This is a genomic window from Pseudomonas sp. S3(2024), from assembly GCF_036861315.1.
Taxonomy (GTDB): domain Bacteria; phylum Pseudomonadota; class Gammaproteobacteria; order Pseudomonadales; family Pseudomonadaceae; genus Aquipseudomonas; species Aquipseudomonas putida_A.
The window spans coordinates 331501-355039 of sequence record NZ_JAZAQQ010000001.1; the positions used below are offsets into that span (position 1 = coordinate 331501).

Here is a 23539-nt window from a genome sequence, read left to right on the forward strand (position 1 = left end):
ATGCATCATGTTTTGAATGCCCCCAAAGCTCACTTGACTGGCAGACGCCGCAGTAGCGCTAGGTCGTGAAACACAGGTAGCATTTTCCACTACTTATATACAAGGATGTCTGCAAGTGAAAACACCATCATATTTGCTAGAAAGCGCTCGTTTTGACTTCGGAGACGGCTCTGACGGATATGTTAAGTTTATTGGCGAGAACGCCAACCCAAAGAAAACGCACATCACCTTTATCGTTGGAGCTAATGGCACTGGCAAAAGCCGTATGCTGGCTAGTCTAGTAGAAGCTTTTAATGAGCGACATTCACAAAATTCAATTGAAGAAAAATATCATCGCCAACTATCAGGCTTACACAACCTGCCATGCCTTGAAATAGTGGCGAGGGCAAATGGTGTCTCAGATGAGACGCCGCCCCAACACTCCAAAGAAAAAAAACTATCTACACCACATTTCCCATCAAGAATCCTAGCCATTTCCAACCTAGTGATCGACAAGTTCCCTTATCGTCAAGATAGCATCGACGAAGATCAATTCTATCATTACCTAGGAGTCAGACAAGCGAGCAATCTGACCACGACGGGATCGACCGATAGAGCGGTGGCTGAATCGGTTATACGAATGCTTGCCGATAGCACGCGTCTGGAAGCATTTGGGTCATGGATTGATATGGTCTTCGGCAATGGCAGGGAGATCGCATTTGGGTTCAACAGACGTAAGCTTCAGGAAATACGGAAGTTCCACAAACACCCTGACAAGGTCGCATATGTACAAGAGCGGCTAGAGCGTCGCTTGGGCTCAAGAAGGGCTGACATGATCAGCCATGAGGAGCTGTCAGCCATGGCAGGCCATATTGGGGAGCTATTCACTCTACTGGACAATCATATTCATACTCAACTCAGCTCTAAAGTCGAGAGAGCCGTATTGAGACTGGCTACACTTCCAGAGCAGGACAAATCTAATCTGAGTAGACTTGTGATTGGCTTTTCAGCTGCAAGTCGCGCTGGCATTTCTGTGTGGCCAAGCCTTTTATTTGAGGCCAGTTCGTGGTTGGGCTTTGAGGAGTTAAGTTCAGGGCAGCAAAATTTGCTGTCAGTCGGCGCGAAAGTCATTGCCTACGCGACCCCTGGAAGCCTAGTCGTGATTGATGAACCTGAGGTGAGCCTCAATGTAGTTTGGCAACAGCGTTACGTGGAATTGTTACAAAAGTCTCTAGCAGGAGCCCCTCGGAGCCACGTTATCATCGCCACCCACTCGCCCCATATGCTGTCAAGCGTAGCGCATGGACTTGCCAGTATTGTCACGCTGGGACGCAAATCGGATCAGATAGTCGTCGAGGTTCAAGATGGCGTATTTGAGGGTTGGGGTTCCGAATCTGTCTTGTATAACGTTCTGCAAATCCCGTCTGCGTCAAATTACCACCTGACCAGAGAGCTGAGCGCCGTACTTAAGCACATCCAAGACGGGGGCAAAGATAAAGATTTTCTCAACGGCTTCATGACCAAGATCTCTCGCATTAACTACAATGACATTGAACCTCTGGCCCTAGTAGTTAAGGAAGTCCAATCTTACATGGAGCGTATAAATTGAAAAAATTCACAGTCCCCTCCTATGGATGGAAGCTGGTCAAAGAATTAAAACGTTATGCAATTACAACCAAGGCCAAAGACCCCTGGGGCCATGGAAAACAGGCGACTAAAAATTTCAAACAAGAAATGACGAGACTCATGCTTATCGAGCAGAAGAGGCGCTGCGCTTACTGTGGCTGCCGACTGTTCGAAAAACGGCCTCACAGAGACCATATAGCTCCTAAGGAATCGTATGCGGAGTGGATGTTTTGGCCTACCAATTTAGTTTTATCATGCTATACGTGCAACACCGATCTTAAGAAAACTTTTGACCCAATACTGGTCAAGGGAAGCAGCTATCGACGATCGAAATTTTCATTCGTACATCCTTACTTTGATGACGCCGATGAGCACATCACATATACATCGGAAGATGTTAAGGTTTTAATTCAAGAGCGTAACGGCTCGCCTAAAGGCAAGAAGACCATCGATGTGTTTGAGCTCTCTACCACGGAGCGCTCCAAACAGCGAGCTAAAGACTATCTCCATGACGAGGACGCGGCAGACTTGTATGGCCACCATCGTGCGCTTCTGGAAAATGCAAGAGCCGCCATTGAGACACGGCTGTTGAAGATGAATGACTAGAAGTCATCTTGATGATGGATTGAGTGACACTAATAAGTGCCCACCAGTTCTCAAAATCAAAAGGTGCCCTTGGTGCCTTTTGGTCGCTGCATATTAACGCCGACGCGACATCCGATTCCCCGTTTACCAAGCTCTGCCCCGCTAGATATGACCAGCTTGCGGGGCTGGGGGGGAACTGTACTGATTCCCCCTCGGAGACTCGCAAGCGGATCGACGTCTTGATTAATAATGCGGTTGCTGGTCAGGGCCACCAGCCTACTGAACCTTCGACTTGGGCGACCGGCTGACGCACCATGCGCCCGCCGTCCAGGGACTCCAGACGTACCTTGCGTGGATATCCACTACCCTTCCACAAAAGGCACTAAGTAGTTGGCCAATCTGTCCGCACGTATCAGCGAGTGCTCGATTAAATGCTGGCAATGCGCTTCAAGCTCAATGTCGGTCAACTGAGACTCGCAGAGCTCTCTCAGCAAGACCCGGGAATTTGCAACCAGCTGATTCAGCCGATCAAGTGTGAGGGCATAGCTCTCGTATGCTGACGCTGCTGCGGTTGCCTTGTTCGTAGGGTGCACAACTACACGCAGACTTGAGTATCCGGGGTAGTTTTGAACGAACCACTGTTCTGCGACCAGGAGCTGACCATGCTCCTCCTTGGTTAAAGGGTTTCTGTCCAACTTGCGACTTTTTGCCTCCAAGATCAGAGCAGCCTTGTTGGGTAGAAGCCAAAGAACATCAGGCCCCTCCCCACCGACGTCATGGCGTTCGGTAGAAAGACCTATCAAGCCACCGAGGTCTGCAAGCGCCTGCTCAAACTGGTTGGCAGAAGCGTTGCTGTTCAACCTGGATACCACCTGCTCGAAGCGTTGAAGCAAACCACGTCTCATCCGATATCCACGCAGCTGAGATGCAATCGCTGCGCCCTGCGCACCGGGAGTAGGGAGGGGTCGGTAGGGTGATGAGGTGCGCGGACGTAAAAGGTTACGGTTCGCCGAAAATGCCGATCGTTGGAGCTCGTCACTACGCTCGGCTTGTCCCCAGTTGTTCGCTATACGGCCTGCCAACTGGTACAGCCAACCGCGTGTTTGGTCATCAACCGCGTCCTGAGCACCTGCTACCTGATCCAAGCGAGCGATGGCTTTGTCATAACAACCATCCGCCCAGAGGTTGAAAGCTTTGCGCTCCGTCGACGCCGTATCGAACCGCTTCGGATCTGGCGCTTCCGGCCCCACGTTTTCCGCGAGCGTGGCGGCATGGTATTCAACCCATTCAGTGTTCCGGTTGATGCTGAGCCCGATTGTATTCCCCAAATCGTTAACGTCACTGACTTCTTTGCTGACCGTCGATCCCATTTCGAGCTGTGCTCGGGTCGCACTCGTGAGCAGCTTAAAATTCGCGTCCTTGGCAATCCAACCCGCTAAATCAGAACCAAGAAGCAGCACTACGCAATGGTCACCCGATCCACGCGCTCCGCGTCCGATACCCTGCTCTATGCGCTGCGCTAGCATGCGGCTGATGGTAGCCCCACCGTATAAGGTGGCAGCACGCAGGAGCTCATAATCAGACGTCCCGGAGGGAAGCCCTTCCATCACCAGGATTCTGCATGAATCGCCTGGTAAATCGATTCCATCGTAACGGTTGGCAAATACGACTGGCCCACTCGTTCTGCGAGATTGCAGTGCCTCAATTGCATTTTCAACTTGGTCTGAGCCTTCGGCGAATTGAGCAGTGCCATCCCAGGCCTTTGCAGCATAATTGGCATGCACCAATACCACAGCCCCAAGGTTCATCGCAGCGACTTGCTTGAGAATGGATTTAGCGACGCTTTGCGCATCGAAATCGAACTGCATCAAGCTTGGAATCAGGATCATCCGCTCACTGATCCCTGCGAGAGATCTGGAGGCCAACGCGTTGTTCACATGCTGAGGATCGGCGTCGAACGTACGGACAATCTCGCTATCGTCAGCGATGGTCGCCGACATATAGATTCGCCGGGGAGCATCAGCGAATGTGGGGAAATTGTTCACCTGGGGCAGGACAGTCGTAACAGTGAATGCTTTGCTACTGATCAGCGCATGGCACAGGTGCAGATTGTCCCGCAGTAATGGCCAAGCAAACGGAACGTCCTCGCCGTTGCCACGCAACATTCCCCTTACAGTGTCCAACTGCTCATTCCAGGCCCAATAAGGTACTTCCACGACACCGTTGTTGAGCCCCGAAACGGTATCGTCAAAGGTTCCCAGTCGATCAATTTCTCGAAAGGCATTACGGAATAAGGTGCACAGCGCGTTGTACGTTTCCTTGTCAGCCTCAGAGGAGACCTCAAGAGTGAACGACTCGCGCACAACAGAGAATGCTACATGGGCGTCATCTAGGATTACTGCACCCACTTTAATGGGCATCCGCCCCCCACGAACCCCAAACTTGCTATGGCCGTTGAATAAGGCTTTGTAGGACGCGACCATCACCGCTTTGCCATTTACAAAGTCATCGTGCAGCGGCTGCCCTCGGGTATATGGGACAGCGAGAATCCCAAGTGATTTTGCTTTCTCCAGGGTCTGCTTGACCAACTGCGTGGTCGGAGCCAGATACAGCACAGGCTCTTTCAGATCATTCAAGGTCGACTGAGCAATCAGCAGACCTACTAGAGTCTTTCCTCCCCCGGTATGGAGCTTGACCACCGTGTCACGCTCGTCCTTACGCTTGAACCAGGCCTCCAGCACCTCAGCTTGACTGGTGTAAAGATCATTGATGCCCTGAGGCTTAGGCATGCGCCTGAAGATTTCCAGGGGATCTATTGGCGCTGGCCGCTGGGACTGCGACCTGAGTTTGTTAAAGTCCACCATCCTTGTTTACCTCACAGTCGCCGTTGAGCTTGAGCTTGAGCTTGAGCTTGAGCTTGAGCTGCCCATGTTCGTCCGATTGGATATCATCATCAACGATTAATTGTGATAGATCAGAGCATTCCCTGACAGTTTGTTCCATCTCTTGCAGGTGGCCGCGACGCCCACAGGGTCGTCGCCAAGGATAGCGTGCTCCATTAGCAACACCCGAAAGCCCTTTAGGCCGTCCTCCCCTCGAACGGGAACTCAATGTGCCACCTTCGTACTCACAATGGTCGAATCATTTACCCCACGCCGCGGGTACTAAGGTCGACTGATCTGGTTGAACGCGAGAAAGGCGGTATTGGGACGTTGATCTCTCCCAGATACCTCTGCAACGAGAAAAACAGGGCAGCGTGGATAGCCAGTTAGAGCATTCACTCTCCTCTGCCAATTTCAGTGAGATTGAACCGATCAGGTGTGAACATCTTCACGTGATGAGCGAACGCCTTCTCCATCGCATCCTTGACAGGGGAAATATAGGCCTGCCAAGATTCATGATTGTATTGCCTGATGATGGACAGGACTGAAAACTCCAAGTGATGCAAAGAGTAATTCATCAAGGTATCCCCATCAGAAAGTTTCTCCCTCAGCAGATTATAGAACTCATGACAATCAACTCTACCTTTGCCATCTTTCATAGTATGGTAGGGTATTGACCTTGAGGCATTTGCTATTCGGTTAACCTCCTCCATGTCTTTATAAAGGCAAATCAACTCCATCTCGATACTAGGCCTAATCCTCTCTTCTGCCCGCTCAAGAGCAGATTCAAGCATTTGAACTTTTTCTCGGTGATAGTCATTAACAACTTCTTCAGAGACATCATTGAGCCATAACTGATGATGATATTCAGGAAGGCCGCCAATACGCTTCAAATTTTGCAAATGAAAATCATGTAGACTGCACTTAGCTAAAGCCAAAGCTTGTTTCATATCTTCGGGTACATTGATGCCGCTATGTACCTTTTCGAGCACTTTGTTAAGCTTGTCGTTATGAATATCGCCATCAGTCACGCACACTACCTCAAGGAATCTATTATCCCCAGACGCCTTTAGCTGCTCGCGATATACATAGATACCATACATGAGCGTTGGCATGTTATCCCATGCACCCGCTGTGATGACTTTGTACGACCCATTCGCCTCATGGGCGACCATCCCGAGAATAGTTTTGGCTAAATCATCTTCACAAATGACGATCACGGAGGGGATAAGATTACTAACCATAGAGCCATGGCGCTCTATCAATGTTTTCTTTGAATTTTCATCTATTGATGTGCTGACAGAGGTCATACCCATAAGCCCGACTCCAACATTCACCTTGAACACAGTGACCTTCTCATCTTCCATGGCTCATCCTTTGACAAAATTTAGGCTAGAATTTTAGCAATTAGCAGCATCACTTCAACGGCAGTTAATCAAATTTAGGTCACAAAAGCTGTTCGTCAAAATGGCTGCCCAGAATGCACCATTTCCTCAAAAAATAGATACTTTTTGTGTTATGCAGAGCGTCAGCACCCGATGGCCCTTGACCAGCCCATGGATGACGCGAAAGTAAATGCTAATGGGGGGATAATGCATGCTTCTGCTGTACGAATGAGCTAGCTGTACAGGGATGCGCCCACTTAATGAGGAATGATGACTCAAGGCTACTGACCATTTGCATACTGTCCCCGTAAGGAGTTCTACCATCCATTTTCGAGATGTCGAACAGCGCACCATTGCCGTAGCCGATCGGCACGATGATCATGGTGCGATGTGAAGGTCGTCGAGTCGAAGCGACGGATCTGCTGACCGACACCGGTGTCGGTGGAAGTGAACATGCTGGCCACCTTGCCGACTAATACACCTTCCGCCCGAACTCCGCTGGACTCGCGACCGGACTACCTTGTCTACGTTGCCATGCGCTGCTCTGAAGGCCTCAGGATTGAACGATAGGTGATTGGTCACCTGTCTGTGGGGGCATGGATATCAGGGTGCACCATGGTGCACAATCAAGAACGGAGCTATTCACCCGTAAAACCGGGTCTTAGCGGAAGAAGACTACTACACGGATACACGCTTTAGGCCTCAAATGCCCAATAAGGGTTCGATTCCCTCTACCCGCTCCACTCACTCAGGTCTCACGTCGTATTATGACGGGGGATGCAGGAACAGAAAAACCGGCCTACAGGGCCGGTTTTTTTGTGTCCGGGATTTGTCCGCATTGCCCCGTAAAGGCCTGCAACACACCCATCATCCCAACGCGAAGCCCCAGCCTAGACTGGACCTTGCCAGCGAGCCAATTAAAAGTCGATGACCGCTCGGTGGTTATGGTGTTGATAAAAAAAAATCAGTAGTTATAGTACCCACCAAGCACACCACAAGGAGGTGTTGTGAATAGCCGCTTTTTAATCGGTCAACTCGTCGCAGACGGCTGGTATCTGGTGCGGGCCAAAGGCAGTCATCATCACTTTAAACATCCCGTCAAGCCTGGACTGGTGACGGTGCCGCACCCGAAGAAAGACCTGCTAAAGAAAACGGCCATCAGCATTATGAAACAGGCGCTGCTCTGACTTACTCCGCCAACAGCGCCCAGGAGGACCACGAACATGCTTTACCCGATCGCAATTTCAATAGGTGATGAAGAACACGCCTGGGGAGTGGAAGTGCCGGATATTCCCGGCTGTTTTTCTGCCGGCGATGATCTGGATGATGCCGTCGCGATGGCTCGCGAAGCCATTGAGGGTCATTTCGAAATTCTGGCAGAGGACGGTTCGCCGATCCCGCCAGCCAGCAAGCTTGGCGTGCACGTAGTGAACCCGCAATATGCCGGTTGTGCCTGGGCTGTGGTTGATATCGACGTTACCAAATACCTGGGCAAGGCGCAGAAACTCAACATCACGCTGCCCGGCCATCTGCTCAACCGCATTGATGAATATGTGCTTCATCACCCGGAAGAGAAAAGTCGTTCGGGGTTTCTGGCTTCGGCAGCGTTGAAGGTCTTGCAGCAAGGTTGAATGCAAACCCGGCTCTCCGCCAGGATTTCCCCATCACCCATCATCCACAACCCTCCCCCTGCGCGGCCATCGACGAATACGCGTTTTGACTTTCGAGGGACTCCATGGCGCGGCCTCTGTGCCGCTGATGACCGAACTCAAAAGAGCACTTCCCCCATGACGCAAAATATTTACGACGACCCGGAGTTTTTCCAGGGCTACAGCCAGATGAACCGCTCCATCGGTGGCCTCGATGCCGCGCCGGAGTGGCCGGCGCTCAAGGCGTTGCTGCCATCGATGCACGACTTGAACGTGGTCGACCTCGGCTGCGGCTATGGCTGGTTCAGCCGCTGGGCCAGTGAGCACGGCGCCGCCAATGTGCTGGGGCTGGATGTCTCGGAAAAGATGCTGGAGCGCGCGCGCGAAACCACTGCGGCGGCGAACATCCGCTATGAACGCGCCGATCTTGAGCATCTCGATCTTCCAGCGTGCAGTTTCGATCTCGCCTACAGTTCACTGGCGCTGCATTACATCAAGGATCTGCCAGGGCTGTTCGCTCATCTGTACGCGACGTTGAAACCGGGTTCGCATTTTGTGTTCTCCATCGAACATCCGATCTTCATGGCCCCGCGCAATCCGGGCTGGCTGGTCGACAGCGACGGTCACAAGCGCTGGCCGCTGGACAGCTATCAGATGGAGGGCGAGCGGGTGACCCACTGGCTGGCCGAAGGGGTAATCAAGCAGCACCGCACGATGGGCACGCTGTTGAATTCGTTGATCGCGGCAGGTTTTGCCATTCGCCATGTCAACGAATGGGGGCCGAGCGATGCGCAGGTGGCGGCGCAACCGGCGCTGGCTGAAGAGCGGGAGCGGCCAATGATGATGTTGGTGGCGGTGCAGCGCTAACTCGCGGCATATACATTGTGGCGAGGAAGCTTGCTCCCGCTGGGGCGCGAAGAGCCCCGAAGATCTTGGGCCTGCTTCGCAGTCCAGCGGGAGCAAGCTCCCTCGCCACAGAATTGGTGTTTGCCTTTACCGAGTCGCGACGATAAACAACCGCGGAAACGGCAACAGCACCGAACCATCGGGCAACGCCGGATACGCCTCGGCAACCGCCGCCAGATACTGCTGCAGATACTGCGCCCGCTCCTCTTCGGTCAGCGGATTCAGAAACGGAATCAAGCCACTGCCCTTGAACCACTCCACGATCCCCGCCGCTCCACCGGACAACTGATGGTGATAGGTGGTGCGCCACAAATCGACCCGCGAGCAGTGCGGACGCAACATCGAGAAGTACTCGCTGGCGCTGGCCATGTCGGTGCGCTGTCCGGCGGCGCCGGCGAGTTTCGCGGCCCATGGGCCGTTGGCGGCGACTTCGCGCATCAGTCGATGGGAAGGCTCGTTGAGGTTGTCCGGCATCTGGATCGCCAGACTGCCACCGTCCGAAAGCTTACCCGCCAACGCCGGCAGCAACGCCGCGTGATCCGGCACCCACTGCAACACGGCGTTGGCGAAGATCACATCGAACGGCCCTTGATCCGCCCAACTATCGATTTGCGCGACCTCAAACTGCAACTCCGGCAGGCGCTTGCGCGCCGCAGCGATCATGTCTGCCGAACTGTCCAGACCCCGGATCTGCGCCAGCTCAAAACGCTGCACCAGCAGCTCGGTGGAGTTACCCGGGCCGCAACCGATATCGACCACCGATCGCGCCTGAACCGGGGGAATCGCCGCGAGCAGATCACGGGCCGGGCGGGTGCGTTCATCTTCGAAAGCGACGTATTGTCTGGCGGACCAACTCATTGCGTTCTCCTGTCGGGACATTCGTGCGGTTCGTCACAATACAGGCAGCACTGCGCGCAGTTCCAGACAGGCTTATTGCAAGGGATGTCTTCACCCTCACAATTATTGGCAGACGTCATTAGTAAGTAGAATTTTCATCGCGCCCCGGATGTCTGAATTTCAAGCTCTCCCAATAAGGAACACCGCAATGAAATTCGCGAAAATCTCCCAGACCCTGGCCCTCTGGGCCGGTAGCCCGAAAACCTTCATGGGCGCATTGATCCTGATTTTTCTGTGGGGTTTGAGTGGGCCGATTTTTGATTTCAATGACACCTGGCAACTGATCATCAACACCTCGACTACAATCATCACCTTTCTGATGGTGTTCCTGATCCAGAACACGCAGAACCGCGATACCGACATCCTGCACCTGAAACTCGATGAGTTGTTGCGGGTGAACAAGGAAGCGCAGAACGCAATGCTCGGCCTGGAATCGCTGGATCTCAAACAACTCGAGGCGCTGCGCAAGCATTACCGCAGCCTGGGGGAAAGCGAGGTGTTCAACCTTGAGGGGCTGGGAGAGAAGAGCAAGCCGAAGCAGGATTTGAATGACTGCTAAGTAAAGTTGAACAAAGCAAAAGATCGCAGCCTGCGGCAGTTCCTACACCGTTCTATGTAGGAGCTGCCGCAGGCTGCGATCTTTTGATTGGCAGTTGGTGTCAGCGACTGGCTTGCAGCGCCCGGGCCATTTCCAGATGGCTTTGCAGTTTTGGCAGCGTCTCGTCGGCAAATGCCTTGATTTCCGGCACGTCGGTCGACTGCGCTTCCTGCTGGATCTGCTGGATGGCCTCTTCGGTCGCTTTCACCTGGCTCGCGGCGTAGGCCTGGTCGAAGGTTTCACCGTCTTTAACCTCCGGGATCATGCTCTTGGCCTTGTCGGCGATTTCTTCACGGGGAGCGACCGGCAGATCGAGTTTCTTCGCGATCTTCGCCAGATGCTGGTTGGCCGTGGTGCGGTCATTGATCACGACGATGGTGTAATCCTTGACCTCTTTGGATTCGGCTTTCTGGTGCGCCAGACGGCTGGCTTCGATGTCGGCCATGCCTTTGGCGGACGCATCGTTGATGAAGTCGGCAGGCGACTGGGCGAATGCTGTGCCCGCGAACAAACCCAACAGCGTGGCAAAACTGAAACGACGTATCTGGGTGGCCATCCGGCTCATGGTCGCGCCCTCCTATCTCTGCAAATTCAAGCGGGGGCTTGCACCCCCGCCTCTCAATCAAAACTACCTCACCGACTACTTCGACTTCTGAGCTGGCTTGCGGCCCATTTCGGTTTTCGCAGGCTCTTTGTCGACCGTCGTGGTGGTGGTTTTCCCACCTTTGCGACCGGCTTCAGAGGCCTTGGTTCGATCGTTGGCGAAGTTTCCCGAGTTCGAGTTTCTTGAATTAGGCATGATTCTCTTCCTCTTGGTGTTGATCGTTGGCGAGCAGATGCCCGCCTAGATTGAGAATTGCCGGACTGCCAAAGGTTTAGAAAAGTTGCCCGCGCGGCGACGAACGGCGCACACTGTTTCAGCTATCCACCGCCCGATGATTGAGGCGTTTGGCGGCGTACATCGCTTGGTCGGCATGCCGGAACAATTGTTGCTCCTCACTGCCATGTTCGGGATAACGGGCCACGCCGATGCTCGGTTCGATATGCAGGTTGTGACCGTCCAGGCGCATCGGCTGCACCAGCACCTGGCGGATTTTTCCGGCCACGTTGTCGGCGTCTTCAGCGGCGTGAACGCTGTGCAACAGCACCACGAATTCGTCGCCACCGATGCGCGCCACGGTATCGGTGTCGCGTACGCAGCCCTTGAGCCGACTCGCCACCGTTTGCAGCAGCATGTCGCCGACCGCATGGCCAAAGGTGTCGTTGACCTGTTTGAAGCGATCCAGATCGACGTACAGCAGCGCCATGTTTCCCGAGGTATCACGGGCAGCGGCCAGCGCAGCCTTGAGGCGGTCTTTGAGCAACCCGCGATTGGGCAACTGGGTCAGTTGATCGTACTGCGCCATGCGTTTGAGCCGCGCGTGCAACTGCTGGCGCTCGATGGCGGTGGCGACCTGGGCGCAGACGTATTGCAGCAGTTCCTTGTCCTGCTCGGTGTAACGCTCGCCGCCCGGCAGGCTTTTGACAATCAGCGCACCGATGGTGCCGTTCTTCGAATTCAGCGGCACACCGAGCCAGCACGGTGAGTCCTGCCCCGCCACCAGCGCGGCGAAGTCGGGCGAGGCGTCGGGGCTGTCCGGCGTCAGCAGAATCGGCTGACCGCTGCGGATGACCTCCGCACACAAACGCCCGGTAACGGTGCCAGGTTGCTCGGGCTGCAATTCGTGATCGTCGACGTGATAGGGAAAATTCAGCTGCGCACAGTGCTCGTCGTACAGCGCCACGGAGAAATTCAGCGCCGGCAGCCACTCACCGATGATCAGGTGGATGCGCTTGAACAGCGCCAGCAAGTCTTCGGCGACATGCGCCGCCTCGGAAATCGCGTACAGCGCAGCCTGACGCGATTCCGCCTGCTTGCGCTCGGTGATGTCGCGGGCCACGGCGATGCGCAGTTGATCGACCTCCGACCAGCGCGCCGACCAGAGGATGTTGACGATGCGGCCATCCTTGCGCACGTAACGGTTTTCAAAGTTGTGCTTGGGTTCGCCGCCCATGATGTCGTGGGCGGCGGCCAAGGTGCGCTGGCGGTCTGCGGGATGCACCAGTTCGATCATCGACTGGCCGATCAACTCGTCAGGCGTATAACCAAAAATACGCTCGCAGGCAGCACTGACAAAAACGAAACGGCCCTGCCTGTCCACCGCGCAGACGGCATCGAGCAACAGGTCCATATAACTCGCCAACGGCGCGGAATTTCGGCTTTCCATGGTTCAGCGTGGGTGTCCGGACAATGCAGCACTGTTCAACCATCCCTGACCCCTTGTTCACGCATCCCTGCACACAAATTCAAGCCTTGTTCGGCAGCAATCCCGGTAGTGCGTGCATCAGTGCGTTGATCGCAAAACCGATGAACATCACGCCACACAAACGCGTGATCATCAGCTCGTGGCGCTGATACAGCGTGCGCACCCGTCGGGCGCCGACAACGCCGATCAAGATAGCGTAAGCCAGCAATCCGCCGAGAAAGCTCAGGGCGATCAGCGCCGGCAACATCGACCAGTTGAGCAGTTCGGCGCGGCTCGACAGCAGCGCCGTAAACGTCGCCACCGCCACCGGGTACGCCTTGGGATTGGTCAGGCCGAACAGGATGCCGTGCCAGAACGGCTGACGCGCTGCGCCCTGTGGCTGATCAGCGCTGCGCCGCTGGGCTCGCACTGCGCGCCAGCCAAGCCAGAACAGGTACAAGCCGCTGAGCACACCCAGCACATCGAATGCGGTGCTGCCGATCTCGCGGGCACCGACGATGGCGATCAGCGCGGTGCTGCACCAGACTACATCGCCAAGCAAATGCCCACAAAGAAACCCGGCCCCGGCCCGTCGCCCATGCGCCGCGCCAATGCCGAACACCGCCAGCACACCCGGCCCCGGCGTGATGCCGTAAATGAAACCCGAGGCCAGAACGGCCATTAGCAGCGATGGAGTCATGGAAAACCTGCTGGCGCCAGTACAAATGATGGCCAGTCTATATCAGCCCAATGTGTCTGATCACGACGCGTCGTAAAAACGCATGCCTGAGTACGGTTTCAACCGACAGGCTGCCAGTCGCGAAGCCAGATCACCGACGTGAACCTCAAGCTTGTGGCCATCAGGGTCAAGAAAGTAGAACGACGCACCTTCGCTGCGGTTGTCGCGCCATTCCTTCACATTCGCCGCTTTTAGCGTCTGCACAAACAACGGAAAATCTGCCTCGGCGAGGCTGAACGCGTAATGGGTGTAGTCGACGGACGGCTCGGTGGTGCGCTGCGCCTCCAGCGACAGACACAACCACAGCCCCGGCAGCGAAAGGTAGGCACCGGCATCCCATGTGGCTTCGACGCGCAGACCCAATACATCGCGATAGAACGCCAGGCTGCGGGGCAAATCACTGACGGCGAGGGTCAGGTGGTTGAGGCCGGTAAGCATGGGGTCAGTAACCTCTGAGGTCTTCAGGGATGTTGTACTGCTGGCCATCGTACGTCAGGGTGATCTGTTTTTTCTTCAGGTCGGTGTTTGTCGAAACGCACTGATTGCCGGACTTGGTGTTTTTCATTTTACTGCCGGTGGTGGTGACGATCAGATCGGCGAAACCATTGTGGCTCGTTGGAGCGATCTCGAGGGTCCGGCGGATTTTTTTGCTGTAGCCCTCGCAGTCATTCACGAACTCACCGTTGTTCTTGAAGACCACCAGGCCTTCGAGCACCGGACGCAGGCTGTCACCCTCGCGCACATACAGCGCCAGATCGGTTTTCTCGTAGGGAATGGCATGGGAACTGTGGACGAACTTGGCTCGCAGCCCAAAAGCGCGGATATCCGGCGTCAAACGGTAGCGCGCCGTGTCGATGCGCACATCATCCAGGCGCACGGCATCAGAGTTGTAAGCGCCCGGTTTACGGTAGGTGGCGATCGGTTTGGCGTTGCTCGCATTGAGCAGCGCCAGATCCAGATCGAACGCCCCGGCATCGTCACCACCAGAATCGGCCAGATAGGTGGACTTGACCGAAATCGCCTGACTCGGAAACGCCGGCCAGACATTGCAGCGCGACATGGATTTGCCGTCGAAACTCTTGGTGGTGCAGGCGGCGTGGGCTTGAGTGGTGATGGCCAGCAAACCGAGGGCGATCAGGAGTCTGGTGGGGGTGAGCATGGTTCTTCCTTGATAAGTGTCGTGTTGGGCTGGCGGGTTATAGACCTTGGAAACCGTTTGGCAAAACGTAGGACTTTCCGTCGTAGTGCAATGTTGTCAAAACGGGTTTGTTGTCAGTGGTTTTAGTTTTACATGCGTCTCCCGTCCCCACACTTGTTGTGTCTTTCTCCAAGGTTTTGACAATCAGATCTGCATAGCCGTGAGAGCTCGTTTTAGCGATTTCTACCGTTCTTGAAATCTCATATCGCTCGCCTTCGCAGTCACCATCCCACTCGCCGCCATACCGATAAACCACTAATTTATTCAATACCGGGCGCAATTTTTCGCCCTCTTTCACGTAGAGCGAAAGCAGGTTTTCTTCCATCGGATTGATCCGGGATCCATTAGTGGATAACGCACGTACGCCAAAGGCACGAAGATCGGTAGTCAGTGTGTAGCGAGCCGTATCGAGCGTTATTTCTCGCAAACTGACGCCATCCAATACAAATGCAGCCGCTTTGTAATAAGTCGCAATGGGCTTCGATTGAGCGGTGTCCAGAACGGACAAGTCGAAATCGTAGGTACTCAGCGCTTCTGGGTCATCAGATGGGGATCCGCGCTTAAACTGTGCAGTGGCGTTGATGGTTAATCCTGGATATGCAGGCCATTCCTTGCAGACAGAAAGATCCAGATCTCCTGCCATCGGTGTTGGCACGCAACCAGCCAACACCTGCCCCGCCATCAACCACCCACTCAGGGCCACCCACCCGATCCATCCAGACTTCACTGTCACATCCCACTCCTTGATAACGTTTTCAGCCGCGCACTATCCCCTCCTCAATCCGGTGATTCAACCAGTTCAACGCCTGATCCCCACCCCGGCGCTTATGCCACGCCAGCACAAACGTGAACGGCGCGATCTCGAACGGTGGCGGCAGCACAATCAGCTCCTGCTGATCAATCTCGCGCACGCTGCGCGACGACACCGTGAGAATCAGATCCGTACCGCTGATCAACTGCGGCGCGACGTTCCAGTGCGGCAGGCTGATGGTGACGCGGCGGCGTTCGCGCAATGAGGTCAGCGCCCGTTCGATTTCCGGAGTGCCGCTGCCGCGCATTTCCAGCAACACATGGGGGCGCGACAGGTAGGTCGGCAAATCCAGTACGCCGTCGGCCGGCAAGCTGCGGCGATCCAGCAGGCAGACGTAGCGCTCTTCGAACAGCACGCTGCTGCGCAACTCGTTGGGCATTTCCGGGAACACCCCGGCGGCCAAATCGATGTCACCGTTGAGCACACCCTCCAGCATGCCCTCGCGGCTCGCATGGCTGATCTGCAGGTCGATGCCCGGCGCCTCACGGCGCAAGGTGCGGATCAGCCCGGGCAGGATGATGGCCGCGCCGTAGTCGGACATCGCCACACGAAAGGTCCGCCGCGCAGTGGCCGGATCGAACGTGTTCGGCGCCAGCAGCGACTGCACCTGGGCCAACGCTTCGGCCAGTGGCGCAACCAGTTCCAGCGCCCGCGCCGTCGGCACCAGAGTCGAACCGGCGCGCACCAGCAGCGGATCGCCGAGCAAGTCGCGCAGCCGCGCCAGCGCATGGCTGACCGCCGGTTGACTCAGGTGCAGCCGCTCGGCAGCGCGGGTGACGTGTTGCTCGCTGAGCAAGGCATCGAGGACCACCAGCAGGTTCAAATCAATACGGCGTAGATCATTCATCTCGTGCATGTTCTGGATGACAAAACGGAATTTAAATCTGCTCGACGAATACTCTAGAGTCCAGAAAAACCTGTTGGAGAGTGAGCATGAGTACGTTGCAGTGGGTTGGCTTGTTGCTGCTGGCCGCGTTTGCCGGGGCGGTGGTGCCGTTTCAAAGTGCGATCAACAGCAACCTGGCGCGGGGGCTTGGCCATCCGCTATGGGCAACCTTGGCCTCGTTGCTGGTGAGTGTGTTGGTGCTGTTGCCGGTGATTCTGGCGTTGCGCCTGCCGCTGCCGTCGCTGGGTTTTATCAGCAAGGCGCCGTTGTGGATGTGGGCTGGCGGTGCGTTCGGCGTGTGCTTTGTGGCGCTGGCGGTGATGTTGCTGCCGAAGCTCGGCGCGTCGGGGTTTGTTGCGCTGGCCTTGGCCGGCCAGGTGATTGCGTCGATGCTGCTGGATCACTTCGGGTTGTTTGGGCTGGTGGAGAAACAGCTGACGGCGTCGCGGGTATTGGGCGCGTTGTTGCTGATTGGCGGGGTGGTGTTGATTCAGTTTGGTGGGGTGTTTGAGCGGAATGTGGCGGCGGTTGGCTGATCTGAGAGCTCATGGTTTTGTGGTGTTGACGAGTCAGTCTTCGCGAGCAGGCTCGCTCCCACAGTTGATCGCATTTCAACTGTGGGAGCGGGCTTGCTCGCGAAAGGGCCGGTGAGTTCGGCTAAAAAATATCAGGACGGCGCATCTCAAAACGCATTACGGAAAATCTCCTCGATCTGCCGCTGATCCGCCGCCCGTGGGTTGGTCAGGCCGCATGCATCTTTCAGCGCGTTGGTGGCAAGCACCGGGATGTCACTGAGCTTGGCGCCGAGTTCACGCAGGCCGCCGGGAATATCGACGTCCTTGGCCAGACAACGGATCGCGTTGATCGCCGCCTGAGCCCCCTCTTCCGGGCTGAAACCACGGATGTCCGCGCCCATGGCGTGGGCGACGTCAGTCAGGCGTTCGGCGCAGACCAGCGCGTTGAAGGTCTGCACATGCGGCAGCAGCACGGCGTTGCACACGCCATGGGGCAAGTCGTAGAAACCGCCCAACTGGTGGGCCATGGCGTGCACGTAGCCAAGCGATGCGTTGTTGAACGCCATGCCGGCGAGGAACTGCGCGTAAGCCATGTTTTCCCGCGCCGCGAGATCGCTGCCGTCACGCACCGCCAGACGCAGATTGTTGCTGATCAGAGTCATGGCCTTCAGTGCGCAGGCGTCGGTGATCGGGTTGGCGGCGGTCGACACGTAGGCTTCGATGGCGTGGGTCAGCGCGTCCATGCCGGTGGCGGCCGTCAGGCTTTTCGGCATGGCGACCATCAGGGCCGGGTCGTTGACCGACAGCAGCGGCGTGACGTTGCGGTCGACGATGGCCATTTTCACATGCCGCGATTCGTCGGTGATGATGCAGAAACGGGTCATCTCGCTGGCGGTGCCGGCGGTGGTGTTGATGGCGATCAGCGGCAATTGCGGCTTGCTCGATTGATCGACGCCTTCGTAGTCGCGGATCTGCCCGCCGTTGGTCGCACACAGAGCAATGCCCTTGGCGCAGTCATGGGGCGAACCGCCGCCCAGCGACACCACGAAATCGCAGCGACTGTCCTTGAGCAGCGCCAACCCGGCCTCGACATTGGCAATGCTCGGATTCGGTTTGGCGCCGTCGAAGATCACCGAATCGATGTCCTGCATCGCCAGTTTTTCGGCAAGCATGGTCGCCACGCCAGCCTTGGCCAGCCCCGCGTCGGTGACGATCAGCGCCTTGCGAAAACCGTAGTTGCGGATCGCAACCATGGCTTCGTCGAGGCATCCGTTGCCCATGATGTTTACCGCCGGAATGAAAAAGGTGCTGCTCATGCGCGTCTCCTGACTGGGGCCGAATCGACTGCTCCGATCCGGCGGATGTGCACAGGATCGACTGATCGGTCACCACCGATGTTGATCTGGCTCAATGCCCGCTCGTGATAAAGTCGCCGTCCATCCGCCCTTTGTTTTGAGACTGCCCACGCAATGACCGATTTTCTGGACGTCGACGCCACCCTCGAAGACTGGAGCGACCTGCGCGCCACCGCCGACTTCAACGGTCTGCTGGTGGGCAATGGCGCCAGCCGCGCGGTGTGGGACGATTTTGGCTATGACTCGCTGTTCGAAAACGCGCGCACCGTGGAAGAGAAGCCACTGAGCCCGTCAGAACTGAGCGTGTTCGACGCGATGCAGACGCGCAGCTTCGAGCAGGTACTCGGCGCGCTGAAAACAACCAGCCGGGTCAACAAGGCGTTGGCCGTCAGCTCGGCCGCACCGCGCAATCGCTACTACGCGATCAAGGAAGCGCTGATCAACAGCGTACATGCGGTGCACATTCCATGGCGCCTGGTGCAGGCCTCGACCCTGGCCACGCTCAATGAAGAACTGGCCCGTTATCGCACGGTGTTCACCACCAATTACGACCTGCTCAACTACTGGGCGATTCAGCACCGCAGCGAGGCGATCGACGACCTGTTCAACGGTCCCGATGCCAGTTTCGATCTGAGCGCAAGCGCCAGCGCCAAACCGCTTCTGTTGTATCTGCACGGCGGGCTGCACCTGGTGCGCAATCAGGACGGCACCGCGCGCAAACTGACCTCGACCGAGGGCACCCTGCTCGGCAGTTTCGCGATCAACAACACAATCAAGACGCTCGACGACGTGCCGCTGTTCGTCAACGAAGGGCCGAGCGCAGACAAGCTCAAGACCATCCGCAGTTCGGATTATCTGTCGTTCTGTTATGAGCAGTTATTGGGACACGCGCAGAACCTGTGCATCTTCGGTCATGCCTTGGGCGAGCAGGATGCTCACATCGTCAGGGCGCTGCGTCTGGCGAAACCGGCGAGCGTGGCGATCTCGATTTACCCGCGCAGTGCGGCGTTCATTCAGCATCAGAAACGCCATTACGCCAAGGTGTTCGAGGGCACCGGGATTGCGTTGCGTTTTTTTGATGCGAAGACGCATGCGTTGGGGAGTCCGAAGCTTTCGGTTCCCGTCGAGATTTGATGTAAGCAGTACTGACGCCTTCGCGAGCAAGCCCGCTCCCACCTTGGAATGCATTCCAAATGTGGGAGCGGGCTTGCTCGCGAAGATTTTTCTGGCGGCTCATTCTTCCGAGCTGTGCACCACCACCAGCAACTGCGCCTGCACCTCGCCCACCGACCTGATCCGGTGCGGCTTCTGCGCGTTGAAGTGCAGCGCATCGCCACGTTCGAGCAGCACCCGCTCGTTCATGAAATCCACTTCCACCTGCCCTTCGTGGACGAACAGAAACTCCTCGCCCAAATGCTCCTTGAAGGTCTTGTCGGTGAACTCGCGCGGCGGGTAGATGATGAACGGCAGCAGGTTGCGCTCGCTGACCTGATGCGCCAGCACCGCATACCCCGGGCTCTGATCGTTGGCCGCCAGTGACTGGCGTTCGTGGCTGCGCACCAGGCTGTAGCTGTCGAGGCTGACGTTGTCTTCGGAGAACAATTCCTCGACCTTCACGTTCAGTGCCTTCGCCAGTTTCAGCGCGGCCGCAATCGACGGGGTGTTCAGCCCGCGCTCGACCTTCGACAGATAACTCTTGGTCATGCCGGATTTTTCCGCCAGCGCCTCAAGTGTCACGCCAAGTTTTTTTCTCAACAATTTCAAACGGATAGACATGCGCAGCAGTTATTCCATCAAGGAAACGACGATTGATGCTTGCTTATGACACTTTGTGTCATATAGGCTCTTTAGTGTCATTTGCAATCACCCATAGGACACAGACATGGCCAAGACATTAGCACTACCCAAAGAGCAACTGGTCAAGCAAGCGCTGACCCAGATGCAAAACACCCTGTCGGATAATACGTGGACTGACCGGCAAAAGCTGGCGCTGACCTGCCGGATCCTGTTCGAGAGCGGTCACGACTCCGGTCTGGCCGGACAAATCACCGCTCGCGGCCCGCAGCCGGGGACCTATTACACTCAACAACTAGGCCTGGGTTTCGATGAAATCACCGCGAGCAATCTGCTGCTGGTCAACGAAGATCTGGAAGTGCTCGAAGGCCACGGCATGGCCAACCCGGCCAACCGTTTCCACAGCTGGGTCTACCGCGCCCGGCCGGACGTGAACTGCATCATCCACACGCACCCGACGCACATTGCCGCGCTGTCGATGCTGGAGGTGCCGCTGCAGATTTCCCACATGGACCTGTGCCCGCTGTACGACGACTGCGCGTTTCTCGAAGGCTGGCCGGGCGTGCCGGTGGGTAACGAAGAGGGCGAACTGATTGCCGGTGCACTGGGCGACAAGCGCGCGATTCTACTGTCGCACCACGGCCAACTGTCGACCGGCAGCACGATCGAAGAAGCCTGTGTCATCGCCCAACTGATCGAGCGCGCCGCCAAACTGCAGCTGCTGGCGATGGCCGCCGGCACGATCAAACCGATCATTCCGGCGCTGGGGCGCGAGGCCCATGACTGGGTGTCGAAACCCAAACGCCACGCCGCCGCTTTCAACTACTACGCCCGGCAGAACCTGCGCCAACACGCCGATTGCCTGAACTGATTTCAGCTTTTTCCGGAGACTCATCATGTCCAACATTCACGGCATCATCGGCTACACCATCACCCCGTTCAGCACCCACGGCGAAGACCTCGATCTGCCGGCTCTCGGCCAATCGATCGATCGTCTGATCGACAGCGGCGTCCATGCCATCGCCCCGCTCGGCAGCACCGGCGAAGGCGCTTACCTCAGCGACGCCGAGTGGGATCAGGTCGCCGAGTTCAGCATCAAGCACGTGGGCAAACGGGTGCCGACCATCGTCAGCGTGTCCGACCTGACCACCGCCAAAGCCGTACGCCGCGCACGCTTCGCTGAAGCCCACGGCGCCGACGTGGTGATGGTGCTGCCGGCGTCGTACTGGAAGCTGACTGAAGCGGAAATCCTCGCGCACTACCGCGCCATCGGCGACAGCGTCGGTGTGCCGATCATGCTCTACAACAACCCGGCCACCAGCGGCACCGACATGTCGGTCGAGCTGATTCTGCGCATCGTCAATGGCGTGGAAAACGTGACCATGGTCAAGGAGAGCACTGGCGACATTCAGCGCATGCACAAGCTGCAATTGCTTGGTGAAGGTCAGGTGCCGTTCTACAACGGCTGCAATCCGCTGGCACTGGAGGCTTTCGCCGCCGGGGCCAAGGGTTGGTGCACCGCTGCGCCGAACCTGATCCCGCAGTTGAACCTGGATCTGTATGCGGCCGCTCTGGCCGGTGATCTGGAACGGGCGCGTGAGTTGTTCTACCGCCAGTTGCCGCTGCTGGACTTCATTCTCAAGGGCGGTTTGCCGGCGACGATCAAGGCCGGATTGCGCGAAACCGGGCTGGAAGTCGGCGCTCCACGACTACCGGTGTTTCCGTTGAGCGAAGCTGGGCAAGCTCAGCTAAAAGCAATCCTCAACACCCTGCGCTAACACACACTACCCCATGTGGGAGCGGGCTTGCTCGCGAAGGCGTCGTGTCAGTCGACATCTCCATTGACTGATCCACCGCTTTCGCGAGCAAGCCCGCTCCCATATTTTTGCTCATCTGTGCTCTTCAGAGCACCGGCAAGGTCTTGTCCTTGATCACTTTGCTCGGCCCGTTGGCCTTGACGCTGGCGATACCTTTGGCACACGCGGCGTCGTTGGAATAGGACTCGCTGCTGCCGATGATCTGATGGTTGGCGGCCTTGAGGTTGAAGTAAGGATGACCATCCTTGGTGGTCTTTTTCTCATAGCGTTCATCCAGCGGGCTATTGGTCTGCACCGAAGCAATGCCGCTGTCGGCAGCCGCGCGGGTGGTGTAGAGCTCGCTGGTGAGAATGGTTTCAGCGTTGGCGGCCTTCAGCACAAACCTGAACTGGCCGTTGCTGCTTTTGCTCACTTCGTACCATCCGGACATGCTCGTTTCTCCTTGGCGGTTGAAAGGTTTTGCGCCAATGAGTAAAGACCAGCCCATGACTTCTGTCGCCTGTAATGGCCTCTTCGCGAGCAAGCCCGCTCCCACAGTAGATCTCCAGTGATCACAAAAATAGGTGAGCACTCGGCAATCAATGTGGGAGCGAGCCTGCTCGCGAAGGCGTCACCCCGGTGTTGGCTATTTCACCCCCGCCCGCACCACCGACAACTCCGGCGCACTCACCCGTCGCTGACTCAGATACCGCGTGCAACTCACCCGCAGGAACGAAGCGAAATTCACCACCTCCCCGCGATAATCCATCACCTCTTCATACAGCTTGGCGATCAACTGGTTGGTGGTCATGCCATCGACTTCGGCGATTTCGCTGAGGATGTCCCAGAACTGGTTTTCCAGGCGCAGGGTCGTCACCACGCCGCAGATGCGCAACGAGCGCGAGCGGGATTCGTAGAGAATCGGGTCGGCCTTGACGTAGAGCTCGCACATCGGCGGATCCTCGTTACAGGGTGATCTTGGTGCCGAGCAGGCCGAGGAAACCGGCCAGCCAGTTCGGATGCGCCGGCCAGGCTGGCGCAGTCGCCAGATTGCCCTGAACGTGGCCGTCGGTCACCGGGATATCGATGAACGTGCCACCGGCCAGCCGAACTTCCGGGGCGCAGGCCGGATAGGCGCTGCACTCGCGACCTTCGAGAACGCCGGCCGCTGCCAGCAATTGCGCACCGTGGCAGACCGCAGCAATCGGCTTGCCGGCCTTGTCGAAGGCGCGCACCAGCTCCAGGACTTTTTCGTTCAGGCGCAGGTATTCCGGCGCACGACCGCCGGGGATCAGCAGCGCGTCGTAATCGGCCTCGGTGACCTTGGCAAAGTCGAAATTGAGGGCGAACAGGTGACCCGGTTTCTCACTGTAAGTCTGGTCGCCTTCGAAGTCATGAATCGCGGTGCGCACAGTCTTGCCCGCAGCCTTGTCCGGGCACACGGCGTGCACAGTGTGACCGACCATTTGCAGGGCCTGGAACGGCACCATCACTTCGTAGTCTTCGACGTAATCGCCGACCAGCATCAGGATTTTTTTCGCGGCCATGGGGAGGACTCCTCTGGGAATGGGCTTGCAGGAGTATTCAAGGTAGACCTTATCCGTTGGGGCGGGTAACAACCGGCTACTACCTCGAAGACCGCGTTATCGTTTT

General features: G+C 56.7%; 27 protein-coding genes. 11 read left to right on the forward strand and 16 right to left on the reverse strand.

Features of this window, described 5'->3' with window-relative positions:
- Nucleotides 1-115: 115 nt before the first annotated feature.
- The gene (locus VLA07_RS01560) at nt 116-1588 is read left to right on the forward strand and encodes an AAA family ATPase (protein WP_123487381.1); all 1473 of its coding nucleotides are present in this window, start codon (nt 116-118) and stop codon (nt 1586-1588) included.
- Entirely contained in the window at nt 1585-2211 is a 627-nt protein-coding gene (locus VLA07_RS01565; protein ID WP_122258649.1) for a retron system putative HNH endonuclease, read from the forward strand. The genes VLA07_RS01560 and VLA07_RS01565 overlap by 4 nt, the downstream gene beginning before the upstream one ends.
- Before the next feature lie 341 nt (nt 2212-2552).
- On the opposite strand, the gene VLA07_RS01570 is transcribed toward VLA07_RS01565, so the two are convergent.
- Nucleotides 2553-4979, reverse strand: a complete 2427-nt coding sequence (locus VLA07_RS01570) for a DEAD/DEAH box helicase (protein ID WP_307571616.1) — start codon at nt 4977-4979, stop codon at nt 2553-2555.
- Between VLA07_RS01570 and VLA07_RS01575 the strand changes: the two genes are divergently transcribed.
- On the forward strand, nt 4978-5154 hold the full coding sequence (locus tag VLA07_RS01575; RefSeq protein ID WP_185036867.1) for a hypothetical protein: 177 nt from the start codon (nt 4978-4980) through the stop codon (nt 5152-5154). The genes VLA07_RS01570 and VLA07_RS01575 overlap by 2 nt on opposite strands.
- Before the next feature lie 313 nt (nt 5155-5467).
- Here the strand turns inward: VLA07_RS01575 and VLA07_RS01580 are convergent, their stop codons facing one another.
- Complete coding sequence (locus tag VLA07_RS01580) at nt 5468-6439, reverse strand: hypothetical protein (protein ID WP_123487384.1); 972 nt, start codon at nt 6437-6439, stop codon at nt 5468-5470.
- 1025 nt (nt 6440-7464) lie between these two features.
- Here VLA07_RS01580 and VLA07_RS01585 point away from each other — a divergent pair.
- The 3 genes from VLA07_RS01585 (at nt 7465) to VLA07_RS01595 (ending at nt 8973) form a co-directional block, all read left to right on the forward strand.
- The gene (locus tag VLA07_RS01585) at nt 7465-7644 is read left to right on the forward strand and encodes a type II toxin-antitoxin system HicA family toxin (RefSeq protein ID WP_333988297.1); all 180 of its coding nucleotides are present in this window, start codon (nt 7465-7467) and stop codon (nt 7642-7644) included.
- A 36-nt stretch (nt 7645-7680) separates the two neighbouring features.
- Nucleotides 7681-8088: a type II toxin-antitoxin system HicB family antitoxin gene (locus tag VLA07_RS01590; RefSeq protein ID WP_247267806.1), complete on the forward strand. Its 408-nt coding sequence runs from the start codon at nt 7681-7683 to the stop codon at nt 8086-8088.
- A 156-nt stretch (nt 8089-8244) separates the two neighbouring features.
- Nucleotides 8245-8973, forward strand: coding sequence for a class I SAM-dependent methyltransferase (locus tag VLA07_RS01595; protein ID WP_333988298.1), 729 nt, complete (start codon nt 8245-8247; stop codon nt 8971-8973).
- 126 nt (nt 8974-9099) lie between these two features.
- Here VLA07_RS01595 and tam read toward each other — a convergent pair whose 3' ends face one another.
- Nucleotides 9100-9870, reverse strand: coding sequence for a trans-aconitate 2-methyltransferase (gene tam / locus VLA07_RS01600; protein ID WP_333988299.1), 771 nt, complete (start codon nt 9868-9870; stop codon nt 9100-9102).
- 187 nt (nt 9871-10057) lie between these two features.
- Here tam and VLA07_RS01605 point away from each other — a divergent pair, with 187 nt between their 5' ends.
- On the forward strand, nt 10058-10468 hold the full coding sequence (locus VLA07_RS01605) for a low affinity iron permease family protein (protein ID WP_047598058.1): 411 nt from the start codon (nt 10058-10060) through the stop codon (nt 10466-10468).
- Between the two features lie 100 nt (nt 10469-10568).
- Here the strand turns inward: VLA07_RS01605 and VLA07_RS01610 are convergent, their stop codons facing one another.
- From VLA07_RS01610 to VLA07_RS01645, 8 genes are all read right to left on the reverse strand, one after another.
- The gene (locus VLA07_RS01610; protein WP_330206404.1) at nt 10569-11072 is read right to left on the reverse strand and encodes a DUF4142 domain-containing protein; all 504 of its coding nucleotides are present in this window, start codon (nt 11070-11072) and stop codon (nt 10569-10571) included.
- Between the two features lie 75 nt (nt 11073-11147).
- Nucleotides 11148-11306, reverse strand: coding sequence for a KGG domain-containing protein (locus tag VLA07_RS01615; RefSeq protein WP_003222499.1), 159 nt, complete (start codon nt 11304-11306; stop codon nt 11148-11150).
- Nucleotides 11307-11424: 118 nt separating this feature from the next.
- Nucleotides 11425-12774 (reverse strand): sensor domain-containing protein, encoded by a 1350-nt coding sequence (locus VLA07_RS01620; RefSeq protein WP_333988300.1) that lies wholly within the window; start codon nt 12772-12774, stop codon nt 11425-11427.
- A 79-nt stretch (nt 12775-12853) separates the two neighbouring features.
- Complete coding sequence (locus VLA07_RS01625) at nt 12854-13492, reverse strand: LysE family translocator (protein WP_027614436.1); 639 nt, start codon at nt 13490-13492, stop codon at nt 12854-12856.
- A gap of 60 nt (nt 13493-13552) precedes the next feature.
- On the reverse strand, nt 13553-13969 hold the full coding sequence (gene fos, locus VLA07_RS01630) for a fosfomycin resistance glutathione transferase (protein ID WP_333988301.1): 417 nt from the start codon (nt 13967-13969) through the stop codon (nt 13553-13555).
- A 4-nt stretch (nt 13970-13973) separates the two neighbouring features.
- On the reverse strand, nt 13974-14690 hold the full coding sequence (locus VLA07_RS01635; RefSeq protein WP_333988302.1) for a hypothetical protein: 717 nt from the start codon (nt 14688-14690) through the stop codon (nt 13974-13976).
- A 37-nt stretch (nt 14691-14727) separates the two neighbouring features.
- Nucleotides 14728-15462: a hypothetical protein gene (locus VLA07_RS01640; RefSeq protein WP_333988303.1), complete on the reverse strand. Its 735-nt coding sequence runs from the start codon at nt 15460-15462 to the stop codon at nt 14728-14730.
- Nucleotides 15463-15484: 22 nt separating this feature from the next.
- Nucleotides 15485-16396 carry a LysR substrate-binding domain-containing protein gene (locus VLA07_RS01645; RefSeq protein WP_333988304.1) on the reverse strand — a complete coding sequence of 304 codons (912 nt, stop codon included), beginning with the start codon at nt 16394-16396 and terminating at the stop codon, nt 15485-15487.
- Nucleotides 16397-16473: 77 nt separating this feature from the next.
- Here VLA07_RS01645 and VLA07_RS01650 point away from each other — a divergent pair, with 77 nt between their 5' ends.
- Nucleotides 16474-16962 carry a DMT family transporter gene (locus tag VLA07_RS01650; protein WP_027614431.1) on the forward strand — a complete coding sequence of 163 codons (489 nt, stop codon included), beginning with the start codon at nt 16474-16476 and terminating at the stop codon, nt 16960-16962.
- A 146-nt stretch (nt 16963-17108) separates the two neighbouring features.
- Here the strand turns inward: VLA07_RS01650 and yiaY are convergent, their stop codons facing one another.
- Entirely contained in the window at nt 17109-18257 is a 1149-nt protein-coding gene (gene yiaY / locus VLA07_RS01655) for an L-threonine dehydrogenase (RefSeq protein ID WP_333988305.1), read from the reverse strand.
- Between the two features lie 153 nt (nt 18258-18410).
- Here yiaY and VLA07_RS01660 point away from each other — a divergent pair, with 153 nt between their 5' ends.
- Nucleotides 18411-19430 carry a DUF4917 family protein gene (locus VLA07_RS01660; protein ID WP_333988306.1) on the forward strand — a complete coding sequence of 340 codons (1020 nt, stop codon included), beginning with the start codon at nt 18411-18413 and terminating at the stop codon, nt 19428-19430.
- Nucleotides 19431-19529: 99 nt separating this feature from the next.
- Here VLA07_RS01660 and VLA07_RS01665 read toward each other — a convergent pair whose 3' ends face one another.
- Nucleotides 19530-20072, reverse strand: coding sequence for a helix-turn-helix domain-containing protein (locus VLA07_RS01665; protein WP_027614428.1), 543 nt, complete (start codon nt 20070-20072; stop codon nt 19530-19532).
- 106 nt (nt 20073-20178) lie between these two features.
- Here VLA07_RS01665 and VLA07_RS01670 point away from each other — a divergent pair, with 106 nt between their 5' ends.
- Nucleotides 20179-20961 (forward strand): aldolase, encoded by a 783-nt coding sequence (locus VLA07_RS01670; RefSeq protein WP_333988307.1) that lies wholly within the window; start codon nt 20179-20181, stop codon nt 20959-20961.
- Between the two features lie 22 nt (nt 20962-20983).
- Nucleotides 20984-21868 carry a dihydrodipicolinate synthase family protein gene (locus VLA07_RS01675; RefSeq protein ID WP_333988504.1) on the forward strand — a complete coding sequence of 295 codons (885 nt, stop codon included), beginning with the start codon at nt 20984-20986 and terminating at the stop codon, nt 21866-21868.
- Nucleotides 21869-21992: 124 nt separating this feature from the next.
- Here VLA07_RS01675 and VLA07_RS01680 read toward each other — a convergent pair whose 3' ends face one another.
- From VLA07_RS01680 to VLA07_RS01690, 3 genes are all read right to left on the reverse strand, one after another.
- Nucleotides 21993-22337, reverse strand: coding sequence for a YegP family protein (locus VLA07_RS01680; protein WP_041070456.1), 345 nt, complete (start codon nt 22335-22337; stop codon nt 21993-21995).
- Nucleotides 22338-22532: 195 nt separating this feature from the next.
- Nucleotides 22533-22838 (reverse strand): ribbon-helix-helix domain-containing protein, encoded by a 306-nt coding sequence (locus tag VLA07_RS01685; protein ID WP_150370430.1) that lies wholly within the window; start codon nt 22836-22838, stop codon nt 22533-22535.
- Nucleotides 22839-22851: 13 nt separating this feature from the next.
- On the reverse strand, nt 22852-23433 hold the full coding sequence (locus tag VLA07_RS01690) for a DJ-1/PfpI family protein (RefSeq protein ID WP_103368246.1): 582 nt from the start codon (nt 23431-23433) through the stop codon (nt 22852-22854).
- Nucleotides 23434-23539 lie beyond the last annotated feature (106 nt).